This is a genomic window from Curtobacterium sp. SP.BCo (assembly GCF_051903265.1).
In the GTDB taxonomy this organism is placed as follows: domain Bacteria; phylum Actinomycetota; class Actinomycetes; order Actinomycetales; family Microbacteriaceae; genus Curtobacterium.
Genome location: NZ_CP194337.1, coordinates 332,675 through 346,620, shown reverse-complemented (window position 1 = coordinate 346,620; position 13,946 = coordinate 332,675). Strand labels below are relative to the sequence as shown.

General features: G+C 71.4%; 8 protein-coding genes. All 8 read left to right on the top strand.

All coding sequences use genetic code 11. The features are described from left to right. Nucleotides 1-79: 79 nt before the first annotated feature. The 8 genes from ACRQ4B_RS01610 to rplB all read left to right on the top strand — a co-directional run bounded on the left by ACRQ4B_RS01610 (nucleotide 80) and on the right by rplB (nucleotide 13,943). Nucleotides 80-8,662, top strand: coding sequence for an isopeptide-forming domain-containing fimbrial protein (locus tag ACRQ4B_RS01610; RefSeq protein ID WP_439692962.1), 8,583 nt, complete (start codon nucleotides 80-82; stop codon nucleotides 8,660-8,662). A gap of 101 nt (nucleotides 8,663-8,763) precedes the next feature. Then, nucleotides 8,764-9,741 (top strand): DNA topoisomerase IB, encoded by a 978-nt coding sequence (locus ACRQ4B_RS01605; protein ID WP_439692961.1) that lies wholly within the window; start codon nucleotides 8,764-8,766, stop codon nucleotides 9,739-9,741. A gap of 82 nt (nucleotides 9,742-9,823) precedes the next feature. Then, a complete protein-coding gene (locus tag ACRQ4B_RS01600; protein ID WP_439692960.1) occupies nucleotides 9,824-10,633 on the top strand; it encodes a DarT ssDNA thymidine ADP-ribosyltransferase family protein in 810 nt (269 codons plus the stop codon). Nucleotides 10,634-11,151: 518 nt separating this feature from the next. Beyond that, nucleotides 11,152-11,460, top strand: coding sequence for a 30S ribosomal protein S10 (gene rpsJ, locus ACRQ4B_RS01595; RefSeq protein ID WP_022903286.1), 309 nt, complete (start codon nucleotides 11,152-11,154; stop codon nucleotides 11,458-11,460). Nucleotides 11,461-11,473: 13 nt separating this feature from the next. Then, nucleotides 11,474-12,127 (top strand): 50S ribosomal protein L3, encoded by a 654-nt coding sequence (gene rplC / locus ACRQ4B_RS01590; protein ID WP_022903285.1) that lies wholly within the window; start codon nucleotides 11,474-11,476, stop codon nucleotides 12,125-12,127. A 2-nt stretch (nucleotides 12,128-12,129) separates the two neighbouring features. Beyond that, nucleotides 12,130-12,789: a 50S ribosomal protein L4 gene (gene rplD, locus ACRQ4B_RS01585; RefSeq protein WP_439692959.1), complete on the top strand. Its 660-nt coding sequence runs from the start codon at nucleotides 12,130-12,132 to the stop codon at nucleotides 12,787-12,789. Continuing rightward, complete coding sequence (rplW, locus tag ACRQ4B_RS01580) at nucleotides 12,786-13,085, top strand: 50S ribosomal protein L23 (RefSeq protein ID WP_022903283.1); 300 nt, start codon at nucleotides 12,786-12,788, stop codon at nucleotides 13,083-13,085. Before rplD ends, rplW begins: the two co-directional genes overlap by 4 nt. A gap of 18 nt (nucleotides 13,086-13,103) precedes the next feature. Further along, the gene (gene rplB / locus ACRQ4B_RS01575; RefSeq protein WP_439692958.1) at nucleotides 13,104-13,943 is read left to right on the top strand and encodes a 50S ribosomal protein L2; all 840 of its coding nucleotides are present in this window, start codon (nucleotides 13,104-13,106) and stop codon (nucleotides 13,941-13,943) included. Nucleotides 13,944-13,946 lie beyond the last annotated feature (3 nt).

Here is a 13,946-nt window from a genome sequence, read left to right as displayed (position 1 = left end):
CCGGGGACCCTGCCCGCACGGTGCTGCATCGCTGCGCCGTGCTCGGCGTCGCCGGACGACGACCCGAGAGCACTTCCCGATGCGTTCTGCCCTGTTCCCTGCACGCCCGCGCGCGATCGCCATGGCGGTGGTGGTGAGCCTCCTCGCGGCGCTGCTGTCGGTGTTCGCCGTCGCGGCGCCGACCAACGCTGCGGACTCGCTCGTGTCCGTCACGGCGAAGGCGGACCGGTCGGTGCTGAACGGCACGCCGGCCGGGGTCACCCTCACCGCGAAGAACAGCAGCACGACGCCGCTCTACAACCTCGGGTACTCCTACCGACTGCCGGTCGGCGTCGCGTACGTCGCGGGCTCCGCCGGCACGCAGACCGGTGAACCGACCATCACGACGCTGAGCGGGGCCCAGGGCGCCGGCACGCTCCTCGTGTGGTCGAACGTGTCCGACCTGGTCGCCGGGGACCAGAAGTCGATCACGTTCTCGGTGCAGTCCGCCGACGCCTCGTTCCCGGTCGGCGAGTCCTTCACGGGGACCGCGCAGGTCGCGGCGAACACGGACGCACGAACCGTGCCGACCTTCGGCGCCGACGGCACCCCGGTCGCCGCACCGGGCACGAACGCCGCGAGCGCACAGTCGAACGCCACGACGGTCTCGGCCCTGAGCATCACGAAGGCCGAGGAGAGCCCGGAGAACGAGCTCGTCCGGGGCGTGCACGACCACCCGACCGTCTACACGCTGACGGTGAAGAACACGGCGCAGGCACCCACCACGGGCGTCGTCGTCACGGACTACCTGCCGGCCGGGCTGGAGTTCCTGCAGTGCGGCGCGATCGACAACACCACGTCCGGCGCGGAGTACCCGGGCGCACCGTCGCTCACCGCGACCACCGCGGCGAAGGCGACCGGCACCTGGGACGCGACGGCCTGCTCGACGCCGCAGAGCGTCGACACCGTGAACACGGTGACCGGCCAGGGCTCCTCCGTCTTCACGAAGGTCGTGTGGAACGTCGGCGATCTCGCCAAGGGCGCGACCGTGACGATCAAGTACCTCGCCGCCGTGCCGCTGCGTGAGAACACGATGTCCTTCGCGGGGCAGCCCGGCCAGCCGTCGACCAGCAGTGCCGCACCGGCCGCGACGTCGCTGCAGCAGGCCGCCGACCTGGACAACAACAACGGCCCCTCGACGCGGCAGGACACCAGCGACACGACCTCAAACGGGCAGGGCCAGACCAACCTGGTCGACGCCCAGGGCACCTACACCGGTGCGGTCGGTGGTGGCGCGACCGCCGCGCAGCAGGCCACGGCGTCGCTGACGGTGGAGGCGATGGACCTCGCCGTCGCCAAGAGCGTCTCGCCGACCACGTTCGCGGCGGGCAAGCTCGCGACGTACTCGCTCCTGGTCCGCACGAGCGAGTACGAGTCGTCGGCCGGCATCAGCCTGACCGACACGCTGCCCGACGGCATGTGCCCCGCGTTCCCCGCGTCGACGCCGACGACCGGCACCCTGCCGGCCGACTGCGACCCGTCGAAGAACTCCGCACTCGACCAGCAGATGACCGGAGCCACGATCGACTCGGTCGCGTACTCCGCGGCGGACGGCACCTTCACGGTGCGGTTCCACATCGCCGACCAGGCCACCGACGCCAGCCCGACGGTCACGTACAAGGCCCTGATGCGCCAGGCGTACTCGGTGACCGGCAGCGGCGGCCCGACCGCTGCGGGCGACGACTTCACGAACAAGGTCGCGATCGCCGGCACGTCCACCGGGGTGCACGGCGACACCGGCACCCAGCAGGTCGTGGACGACTCGAAGGCGACGATCACGTCGAACAGCCCGCAGATCGCGAAGTCGGTCCTGCCGCGCAGCACCACGGCGCCGGTGACGAGCTCGGCCGACTGCGCCGCGTCGACGGGGACGTACACGTCGACGACGCCCGCCGACCCGTTCACGGTCAACGACCTCGTCTGCTTCCGTCTGCAGGTGACCTTCCCGGCCGGCGTGCAGAGCCGCAACGCAACCGTGACCGACATGCTCCCCGTCGGCACCACGGCCTCGGCCGCCCAGTGGGTGCAGGGGACCGACTGGACCTACGGCACCGAGAGCACCGTCCCGGCCGAGCAGGTGAAGCTGACCGGCTCGAGCACGTCCATGGCGTCGTTCTCGATCGGCTCCCCGGCGACCGGTGGCACGTACGTCGACGGTGACACCTCCGGCGCGACCGTCGTGCTGTACGTCGCCGCCCGGATCGCGACGTCCGGGTCGAGCGCCACGACGCCGGACATCACGGCGAACCTCATGAAGTTCGCGCAGCAGAACACCGCCGGTTCGGTCACGAGCCTCCGGTCGTCCGCGAACTACACGGTGGCCGGCCCGGCGTCCGCCACCCTGGCCAAGAGCATCGTGCAGACCGGCAAGGACGCCGCGAGCCTCAGCCCGAACGCGAACCCGGCGAACACGACCGAGGGGCAGGTGCTCCAGTACCAGGTCAGCGTCACGAACCCGACAGGAACCGGCGGTTCGTACCCGATCAGCAACGTCTCGGTCTGGGACGCCCTGCCCGCCGGCATCGTCTGCAGCGCGGTCGACGCCTCGGCCAGCGGCGGAACCTGCACGGACACCCCGCCGACCGGCGCCTCGTCGACGTTCTCCAAGCGCTCGTTCGTGGTGTGGACCGGTGTCGGCCCGATCGCCTCCGGCGCGGCCAAGGACCTCCTCTACACGATGCAGGTGCCGTCCCAGTCGTTCGCCGGCACCGTGTACAAGAACTCGGCCTCGGTCGTGCGCTTCGACACGACGGCGGACACCGGCACGGCGCAGACCTGGGTGCCCAAGCCGGTCGCCGGCACGAGCACGCACGCATCCGGCGCGACCGGGGCACAGCTGGTCGCGACCACCGCGGACGCGCAGCGCAGCGTGACGATCACGCCCGTCGTCGTCGCGAAGACCGGCGGCACGGACGGCGGCGCCACGAACCGGTCCGGTCTGAACGCCGTGCCGGGGCAGCCCCTGAAGTACAGCTACTCGGTGACGGTGAAGGCCGGCACGAGCGTCGGCTCCGCCTCCCTGGTCGACCCGCTCGCCTCGGTCACCGGGCTGCGGACGACCAGCACCACCACCTGGACGCTCGACCTGCCCGGCGCGGCCGGTGCGGCGACGCGGGGCATCGGTGACGGCGACACCACGGTCACCTACGCCGGCCAGGACTACACCTTCACCGGCGGTGCGACGACGAACTCGAACGGCGGCGGCGCGCTGGTGTTCCCGTCCGTGTTCGACAACACCACGGGCAGCGACGTCACCTTCTCGGTGACGGTGTCCGGTCTCGCCGTCTCGGCCGGCACCGGGACGTACCCGAAGTCGGACGGCACGACGTTCTCGTCCGCGACGGTCACCAACACGGCGACCTTCCGCAGCACCGACCCGGTCACCGGTGCGACGGCGAACCCGTCGAAGGCCCTCGCCGTGAACGTGCAGGCGCCGAACCTCGCGATCACGAAGACCGACGACCGGAACGGCGCGGCGGTGTCCGGTCAGGACGTCGTCACGTGGACGCTGACGGCGACGAACAAGTCGAAGACGACCGACGCCCGCAGCACCATCGTCGCGGACTGCTTCCCGTCGAGCCTGCAGTTCACGGGTTCGTCGCGCACCGAGGACACCGGTTCGCTGACCCAGGCGGAGCGCGACGCCCTCGGCAGCTGCGGCACCGACCGCACCCTGCACGCCTGGAGGGTCGGCACACTCGCCCCCGGTGCTTCGGCCACCATCACCGTGACCGGCACCCTCGCCGACCGGGCCCCGGCCGGCACGAGCTACGCGAACACCGCGAAGGTCGTCGGCTCCAGCCTCGACACCGACTACACGACGGCGGGCGCGACCTACGTCCAGACCGCCAGCGCGGACGACACCATCACGGTGGCGACGCCGACCGTGTCGAAGCAGCTGACCGCCCCGACCTGGTCGAACACGGACGGCGCCGACGGCACGCCCGCGACCACGGACCCGACCACGACGACCGCGCTCCCGGTCCGCCCGGGTGACGCCGCGACCTACCGGGTGACCACGACGATCCCCGCGAACGTCGCCCTCTTCGACGCCCGGCTCTCGGACGCGCTCCCGACCGGCCTGACGGTCGACGGGGACCCGGTCGCGACGAGTTCCGACTCCACCGTCACCGCGTCGGCATCGGTCGACACCACGACGAACACCGTGCGCGTCAGCGTGAGCGACATCGCGACCGGCCGCCCGCAGGCCGTGGTCGTCACGGTCGACATCCCGGTGCGGCTGTCGACGAGCTCCACGGCCGGCACGGCGCTGTCGAACCGGGCGACCTTCGCCTGGAACACGTCGGCGAAGGGCACGACCCCGAGCGACGGCACCGCCACGTCGAACCCCGCGAACGCCACGGTCGTCGCGCCGTCGCTCTCGATCGACAAGACCGCCACGGTGCTCGGGACGACGAGCGACGCCCTCGCGGTCGAGCCTGGCCAGTCGATCCGGTACACCGTCACCGTGACGAACGCCACGGGCGCCTCGCCGGCCTACGGCACCACCGTCACCGACTGCGTGCCCGCAGGCGTCGTCGTCGACGGCGGGTCGATCTCGGACGGCGGCACCCTCGGCGCCGCGACCAACGACTGCGGCGGCGGTGTGATCAGCTGGCCCACCACCACCGTCGGCGGGGCCGGTGGCTCCGTGCAGCACACCTACCAGGCGAAGCTCGCGGACGACGTGTCGCTCAGCGGCGCACCGCTGCGGAACACCGTCTCGACGGGCCCGTACCGCAGCCTGCGGACCGGCGGCGCGACGTACGCCCCGGCGACCGACAGCGCGACCGTCACCCCGGCGTTCCCGGACGTCGCCGTCGCGAAGTCGAACGACACCGTCGGCGGGCTCTCGTACACCGGGGTCGCGTCGGACTTCTCGGTGACCTTCACGAACCGCGGCAGCGCCGCGACGAAGGTCTCGGCACGGGACGTCCTGCCGGCGAACTGGCAGTACGTCGCCGGCAGCGCGACGCTCGCCCGTGACGGGGGAGCCGCCAGCACGGTGACCGACCCCGCCGTGAGCGGTCGGACGCTGACCTGGGGCGACCTCGGTGCCCTCGCCGCCGACGGCACGATGACCCTGCACTACCAGGCGACCCCGACCGCCGACGCAGCCACCACCCCGGGTGCCGGCAGCTCGGTGGCGCACACGAACCACGTCACCGCGACCGTCACGGACGCCTCGGGCGGCACCTCGTACGACGGTGGCGACGGCTCGTTCGTGTCCTACCCGGACGGCGGTGACGACGCGACGGCCACCGCCCGGATCGACGCGGCGGACCTCGCCCTGACGAAGACCGCGACGACCGCGAAGGTCGTCGCCGGCGCCACCACGGCGAAGGCGTGGACGATCACCGTCACCAACACCGGCGACGACGCGGCGCACGGCACCACCGTCGTGGACGCGCCGACGGCCCTGCCGGCCGGTGCGACCCTCGCGTTCTCCGGCACCGGCTGGACGTGCACCCCGACGGACGGCACCTGGACGTGCGTCAACGGCGCCACGGTCGCGAAGGGCGGCTCGTTCCCCGAGCTCGCCGTCGCGCTCACCCTGCCGTCGGACGCCCCGCTCACCGCGATCGGCAACACGGCGACGATCCGCCAGGGCACCGGGCAGACCTTCGACCCGAACGCCGCGAACGACCGCGACTCCGCGAGCGTGACCCCGGTCGCGATCGCCGACCTGGCGATCACGAAGACCGGGCCGTCCACCGCGGCGCAGGCCGGACGGACGATCTCCTGGAACCTCTCCGTGCAGAACCGGCAGGACACCGCCGTGCAGAGCGTCTCCGACGCCCGCGGCACGGTGACGGTCACCGACACCCTGCCGGACACCGTCACGCTGGTCGGTGCGACCTCGAGCGACACCGGGTGGACCTGTGACACCGACGGCAACACGGTGACCTGCACCCGCGACGGCCTCGCGAGCGGCCGGACCGCGGGGGCGATCACCGTCTCCGCGACCGTGCACGCCGACGTCACGGCGGACCAGTCGATCGTGAACACGGCCGCGGTCGCCGTGGACACCGCGACGACGACCGACCCGACGGCGTCGAACGACTCCTCGAAGGCCACGACCGCCGTGGACGACACGACGTCGCTGACCGTCGCGAAGGCGTTCGGGGGCCCGCGCGACACCGGGGCCGCGAAGCTCGTCGCCGGCGACCCCGCCGACTGGACGATCACGGTGACGAACACCGGCACGGCGGACGCACGCCACGTCACGGTGACGGACGCGCTCGAGTCGGGGACGCGCCTCCAGGGCTCCCAGACCGACGGCGACTGGACCTGCACCGCCGACGACGACCCGGCCGACGTGACCTGCGTCCTGGACGGCACCCTGGCCGCCGGTACGAGCACGTCCTTCACCATCACCGTGACGACCCCGTCGTCGTTCACCGGCACGCTGACGAACACCGCCGTCGTGACCGCGGACAACGCCGCACCGCAGCAGGCCGAGGCCCGCAGTGACGCGACGCAGACGGCCGGCCTGTCCGTGACGAAGACCGCGGACGTCGAGACGGTCGACGCCGGGAAGGACGTCACCTACACGATCACCGTCGCGAACCCGACGGGGCCGTCGGACCTGCCCCCCGGTGACCGGACGTCGCCGAGCGTCCGCGTGCAGGACACCCTGCCCGCCGGCGTCGAGTTCCGGGAGCTCTCGGCGGCGACCGCGCAGCACTGGACCCTCGAGTCGAACGAGGACGGCGTCCTGACGCTGTCCAGCGCCGACGGCATCGCCGCCGGTGCCACCGACCCGAACACCATCGTGCTGACCGTGCACGTGCCGGCGTCGTTCCGCGGCTCGTCGATCGTGAACACGGCGACGGCGGCACCGATCACCGCGAACGGACCGACCGCCCAGGACACGGCGACCGTCGACGTCACCACGCACGCCGACCTGTCGATCACCAAGCAGCGCACGAGCGCCCCGAGCGCCGACGCCGGCACGACCGTCACCTACGACGTCACCGTGACGAACGACGGCCCCTCGGACGCGCAGGACGCGACGTGGACCGACACCCCGCCGGCCGGCATGACGGTCACGGACGTCACGACGGACGACACCGCCTGGGAGCAGGGCGACACCCCGGCCACGTGGTCGACCCGTACCTTCGCCAGCGGAGCCGTCACGGTGTTCCACGTGACCGCCTCGGTCGCCTCCGGCACCCCGGCCGGCACGCTCCGCAACACCGCCACGGTGTCGAGCGCGACGCCGGACACCGACCCGGCGGACGACACCGCCGGTGACGACGTCGCGGTCACCACGCACGCGACGCTCGCCCTGACGAAGACCCCGGTCACCGCGGTCGGCTCCACCACCGCGGCGAAGCGTGTCACGGCAGGTGCCGAGCAGGTCTGGCTGCTGCAGGTGCGCAACGAGGGTCCGTCCGACGAGCAGCCGACGACCGAGGTCACCGACGTCCTGCCCGAGGGCCTGACGTTCGTCGGTGCCTCGAGCGACGGCGCCGCCTGGACCTGCGACGGCGCCTCGGACCCGACCCTGGTGACGTGCGCCCTCCCGTCGACGATCGTCGCCGGGACCGATGCACCGGGCCTCTGGATCACGACGAAGGTGGCCTCCGGCTACACGGCCGGGCAGATCGCGAACCGTGCGGTCGTCTCGGGCCAGGGCACGCCCGCGCCGGCCGGCACGAACGACCAGCCCGTCACGAGCCCGCTCGACGTGGACGACGTCGCGAACGTCGCGATCACCATCGGCCACCAGGGCACCGCCGTCATCGGGAAGGACCTGCCGGAGACGATCCGGGTCCGGAACGACGGGCTGTCCGACGCCGCCGCGGTCACCGCGACGTACACGCTTCCGAAGGGCCTGACGTACGTCTCGACCGAGGCCGACGCGGCCTGGACCGTGACCGGGGTCGTCCGGAACGCGGACGGCTCGACGACGGTGACGTTCGCGCTCGCGGGCACACTCGCCGCCGGCTCGAGTGCTCCGACCATCACGGTGCACCAGACGCCGACCGCCGAGGCGTACCCGGGCGTGCAGCCGAGCGCGACCGTCGCGACGAGCACGACCGAGACGACGCTCGCCGACAACCAGGCTGCGGACGAGCTCGCGGTCGACCCGGCGTCGAGCCTGTCCGTCACGAAGACGCACGCCGGCACGCTGGTCCGCGGGGAGACCGTCGGCTACACGGTCACGGTGCGCAACGACGGCCCGACCGAGGACCCGGGTCCCGTGGTGGTCACCGACCGGCTGCCGGTCGGCCTGACCCTGGTCAGCGTGAACGACGGCCGGGTGGCGACCTGCAGCACCGGGCAGACCGTCACGTGCACGCTCGACGGGCCGCTCGCGGTCGGCGGGAAGGTCGCGTTCCAGATCACGGCGAAGATCGCGACGGACGCCCCGGACCGGATCACGAACGTCGCGACGGTCTCGTCGCCGACGACGCAGGTGACGCCGATCGCCGGTTCGGCCAGCCCGACCGACCCGATGCGCGCGAGCGACCCGGCCCCCGTGGGCAGCGCGCCGAAGTCCGCGGAGCTCGCCTTCACGGGCGCGGCCGGCCTCGGGGTCGGCGCGGTCCTCGCGCTCCTCGCGATGACCGCCGGCGGGGTCCTGCTGGTGACGCGACGTCGCCGACGCGCCTGAGCCGCCGACCGAGCCTGCGAGGGAGGCGCGGTGCCAGCCGGCACCGCGCCTCCCGTCCGTGGTGGGCCGGGTCACAGGCACGGGCGAGTTGCATCGAGGGCGTGACACGTCTTCGCCGATCCGCGACCAACGGCCGCGGCTACCACCGCGTCCGCAGCGGACGCGGCTTCTCGTACCGTGACCCGGACGGGAACACCGTGACCGACCGCGCGGTCCGCGAGCACCTCGAGGAGCTCGTCATCCCGCCCGCCTGGGACGACGTCTGGATCTCGCCGTACGACAACGGGCACGTCCTGGCCACGGGGATCGACGGCGCCGGCCGACGGCAGTACATCTACCACCCGTCCTGGCGGGAGCGGATGGACCGGATCAAGTACGACCGTGCGCTCGCCCTCGCCGAGTCGCTCCCGGTCGCGCGTCGCGGTGTCACCATGGACCTGCGCCGTCCGGAGCCGGACCGGCAGCGCGCCCTCGCCGCAGCGTTCCGGATGCTCGACCAGGGGTCGCTCCGGGTCGGGTCGGAGCGGTACGCCTCGGAGCACGGCAGTCGCGGGCTCTCGACGTTGCTCTGCGCGCACGCCCACGTGTCCGGGGACGACATCGAGCTCGACTTCCCCGGCAAGAGCGGGCAGGAGTGGTCGTCGTCGATCCACGACCCCGACCTCGCCACGGTCATCGCCGGCATGAAGCGTCGTGGTCCGAACGCCCGACTGCTGTCCTTCCGGGAGCGCCGCGGTGACGAGTGGGAGCCGCTCTCCGCGGAGGACATCAACGCCTACGTGAAGGAACGCGCGGGGGACGAGTTCACCGCGAAGGACTTCCGCACCCTGCACGGCACCGTGGCCGCGGCCGTCGACCTCGCCGTGACCGGCCCGCAGTCGTCGGAGTCGAAGCGGAAGCGGGCGGTCTCGCACGCCGTGAAGGCGGCCAGCGAGGAACTCGGCAACACCCCGACGGTCTGCCGGCAGAGCTACATCGACCCGCGGCTGCTCGACGCCTACGAGCACGGGGAGACCATCGACCCGGCCCGCACCCACGCCGCGGAGTCCGAGGTCCGCGCCCTGCTCTACCGACAGTGACCACGCCGGGGGCCGGGATGACGTACCGTTGGACCTCGTGCCCGATCACCCCCACACGGGCACGGAAGGACCCCCACCAGTCGTGACTGACGAGTGCATCCACGGATTCCCCACCGAGCTCTGCGACATCTGCGCCCCGCGCCAGCGCGAGGCAGCGGAGACCCCCACCCCGACCCCGCGCCGTACCCGGATCACCACCTCGCTCCGGAGCGTCCCCGGCCAGGCCGCGACCCCTGCGTCCTCGTTGCGGTCCCCGGTGCCCGACCTGCCCGAGGCGCGTGACTTCGCCTCGCTGCGGGCCCACCACGTCACACACGTGGACAACCTCGACGACATCGTCGGTTCCGGTGCGATCCTCGCGTCGGACGCCGTGACGCCGGTCGTCGACGTCGCCGCCCCGTCCGCCCGTGCCGCGCGGGCCGAGGCCACCGCCCCGGACGGCTCCCCGGTCGCCGGGCACGTGCCGTTCACGCTGTCGCCGGACGCCACCCGCTGGGACGAGCTCCGCTCCGGCGCCGAGGGCGAGCGCTGGTCCGACGCCGCCCGCCGCACGAAGGCCACCGAGTACATCATGCTCGTCGTGCCCGTCTCGGCCTTCGGCGCGTCCGTGATCGTCGCCGACCAGGACGCCGAGGCCGAGGACGTCCGGTTCGCCGTCGGTCCCGAGGCGGCGACCAACCTCATCCGTCGCACGGACTTCACCGACCCGGAGATGCTCGGGCTCGAGCTGCTCGCCGGCCCGAGCGTGCCGTTCTCCGCCGTCGCCGTGATCGGCGTGCCGAACGACCGGGTCCGCCAGACCGTCAAGGCGGTGCTGCAGGACCACGGCGGACACGCTCCTCGCGTCGCCGTCTTCCCGCCGTGGTTCGTGCCACCGGTGACCGCCGAGTAGCGATCCCGCACCCTGCGCAGCATGCCCTCCGGACCCGTTCCGGAGGGCATGCTGCGTGTCGGGGCCGAGCCGTGCCTCCGGGCCCGCGATCCCCGTGGATCCGGGGAAGCGAGCCGATCCCGACACGCCCGCGAATCGCGACACGCCCGGGTTGCACGGATGGCGTGCCTATGCGAGACTTGTCCGGTTCCGAATTCCGCGTGCGTTCGCGTGCACAGGATCACTGCTCTGGCAGTGCACAACCCCCCTGTCCAGCAGGGCTGGGTTGGGCCGCAGGCAGCAGAACACGATCGAGTCCCTCGTGAGCGCCCGGCCACAGCTGTGTCCGGACGCGGGGGAAGCGACATGCCCACGCTGGACGGCCCAGGTCGCCCCGCGCGGTTGACAGGAGAACAGCGGTCATCCCCAGCGGATGCGGCCGGTTGGTTCAGGAAAACAGCCAAGCCCTGCAGGAATGCACGGTGACGGCGGCGTCAGGCGGCCCGAGGGTGCGCGGCGCAGAGAGGACAAAGAGACACATGGCGGGACAGAAGATCCGCATCCGGCTCAAGTCGTACGACCACGAGGTCATCGACACGTCGGCCCGGAAGATCGTCGACACGGTGACCCGTGCCGGTGCGACCGTGGTCGGCCCGGTGCCGCTCCCCACCGAGAAGAACGTGGTCACCGTGATCCGTTCTCCCCACAAGTACAAGGACTCGCGCGAGCACTTCGAGAAGCGCACGCACAAGCGGGTCATCGACATCGTCGACCCGACGCCGAAGGCCGTCGACTCGCTCATGCGACTCGACCTCCCGGCCGACGTCAACATCGAGATCAAGCTGTAAGGGGGCTGGACTGATGGCGAACTCAACCAAGACCGTCAAGGGCCTCCTCGGCAAGAAGCTCGGGATGACCCAGGTGTGGGACGAGAACAACAAGTTCATCCCCGTCACCGTGATCGAGGTCGGCCCGAACGTGGTCACCCAGATCCGCAACGTCGAGCGCGACGGCTACGAGGCGATCCAGATCGCCGCCGGTGCGATCGACCCGCGCAAGGTCAACAAGCCGGCCGCCGGCCACTTCGAGGCCGCCGGGGTCACCCCGCGCCGGACCCTCACGGAGATCCGCACCAACGACTCCGCCGAGTACACGCTCGGCCAGGAGCTCACCGTCGACACCTTCGAGGCCGGCCAGAAGGTCGACGTCGTCGGCACTTCCAAGGGCAAGGGCTTCGCCGGTGTCATGAAGCGCCACGGCTTCGCCGGTGTGTCCGCTTCGCACGGTGCCCACCGCAACCACCGCAAGCCCGGTTCGATCGGTGCTTCGTCGACCCCGTCGCGTGTCTTCAAGGGCATGCGGATGGCTGGTCGCATGGGTGGCGAGCGCGTGACCGTCCTCAACCTCACGGTGCACGCCGTCGACGCCGAGAAGGGTCTGCTGCTCGTCAAGGGCGCCGTCCCCGGTGCTCGCGGTCGCTCCGTCTTCGTCCGCACCGCCGTGAAGGGTAAGTGATCATGGCCACCACGACCGCAACCACGATCGACGTCCTCGACGCATCGGGCGCCAAGTCCGGCACCGTCGAGCTCCCCGCCGAGCTCTTCGACGTCGAGACCAACGTCCCGCTGATCCACCAGGTCGTCACCGCGCAGCTCGCCGCCGCGCGTCAGGGCACCCACAAGACCAAGAACCGCGGCGAAGTCCGCGGTGCCGGTCGCAAGCCGTTCAAGCAGAAGGGCACCGGCCGCTCCCGTCAGGGTTCGGTCCGCGCTCCGGAGCACACCGGCGGTGGCGTCGTCCACGGACCGACCCCGCGCGACTACTCGCAGCGCACCCCGAAGAAGATGATCGCCGCTGCTCTGCTCGGCTCGCTCTCGGACCGCGCCCGCGGTGGCCGCATCTCCGCTGTGGAGGGCTTCGTCACGGCCGAGGTGCCGTCGACCAAGACCGCCCGCACGCTCCTCGAGAAGGTCGCGCCCGTCAAGCACGTGCTCATCGTGCTCGAGCAGGACGACGAGCTCACGCTCAAGTCGATCCGCAACCTGCCGAACGTCCACGCGCTCTCGTACGGCCAGCTCAACGCCTACGACGTGCTCAAGGCCGACGCGCTCGTCTTCAGCAAGAGCGCACTCGACGCCTTCATCGCGTCGAAGACCGCGAAGGAGATCTCCGCATGAGCGGCTTCAACAAGGACCCGCGCGACATCATCATCTCGCCGGTCGTCTCGGAGAAGAGCTACGGCCTGATCGACCAGGGCAAGTACACGTTCATCGTGGACCCCCGTTCGAACAAGACCGAGATCAAGCTCGCCATCGAGAAGATCTTCGACGTCAAGGTCGCGAGCATCAACACGCTGAACCGTCCGGGCAAGACCCGTCGCACGCGTTTCGGCATGGGCAAGCGCAAGGACACCAAGCGCGCCATCGTGACGCTCAAGTCCGGTTCGATCGACATCTTCACGGCTGTCGGCTGAGGACCAGAGGGATAAATCATGGCTATTCGTAACTACAAGCCGACGACCCCCGGTCGTCGTGGCTCGTCGGTCTCCGACTTCGCTGAGATCACTCGTTCGACGCCGGAGAAGTCGCTGCTTCGTCCGCTGCCGAAGACCGGTGGCCGCAACAGCTCGGGCCGCATCACCACGCGTCACATCGGTGGTGGCCACAAGCGCCAGTACCGCGTGATCGACTTCCGTCGTCACGACAAGGACGGCGTGGACGCCAAGGTCGCACACATCGAGTACGACCCGAACCGCACCGCGCGCATCGCGCTCCTGCACTACGTGGACGGCACGAAGCGGTACATCATCGCGCCGAACAAGCTCAAGCAGGGCGACGTCATCGAGCAGGGTCCCGGCGCCGACATCAAGCCCGGCAACAACCTGCCGCTCCGCAACATCCCGGTGGGTACGGTCGTGCACGCGATCGAGCTCCGCCCCGGTGGCGGCGCGAAGATGGCCCGTTCGGCCGGCGCCTCGGTGCGTCTCGTCGCCAAGGACGGCCCCTACGCGCAGCTCCGTCTGCCGTCGGGCGAGGTCCGCAACGTCGACGCCCGCTGCCGCGCCACGATCGGCGAGGTCGGCAACGCCGAGCAGTCGAACATCAACTGGGGCAAGGCCGGCCGCATGCGCTGGAAGGGCGTCCGCCCGACCGTCCGTGGTGTCGCGATGAACCCGGTCGACCACCCGCACGGTGGTGGTGAGGGCAAGACGTCCGGTGGTCGTCACCCGGTCAGCCCCTGGGGCCAGGCCGAGGGTCGCACGCGCAAGCCGAACAAGCCGAGCGACAAGCTCATCGTCCGTCGCCGTAACGCCGGCAAGAAGCGCAAGTAGGAG

Bases quoted from the DNA above. Each gene is read 5' to 3' on its own strand.
- ACRQ4B_RS01610 (WP_439692962.1), top strand. From the start codon at position 80: ATGCGTTCTGCCCTGTTCCCTGCACGCCCGCGCGCGATCGCCATGGCG.
- rpsJ (WP_022903286.1), top strand. From the start codon at position 11,152: ATGGCGGGACAGAAGATCCGCATCCGGCTCAAGTCGTACGACCACGAG.
- rplC (WP_022903285.1), top strand. From the start codon at position 11,474: ATGGCGAACTCAACCAAGACCGTCAAGGGCCTCCTCGGCAAGAAGCTC.
- rplD (WP_439692959.1), top strand. From the start codon at position 12,130: ATGGCCACCACGACCGCAACCACGATCGACGTCCTCGACGCATCGGGC.
- rplW (WP_022903283.1), top strand. From the start codon at position 12,786: ATGAGCGGCTTCAACAAGGACCCGCGCGACATCATCATCTCGCCGGTC.
- rplB (WP_439692958.1), top strand. From the start codon at position 13,104: ATGGCTATTCGTAACTACAAGCCGACGACCCCCGGTCGTCGTGGCTCG.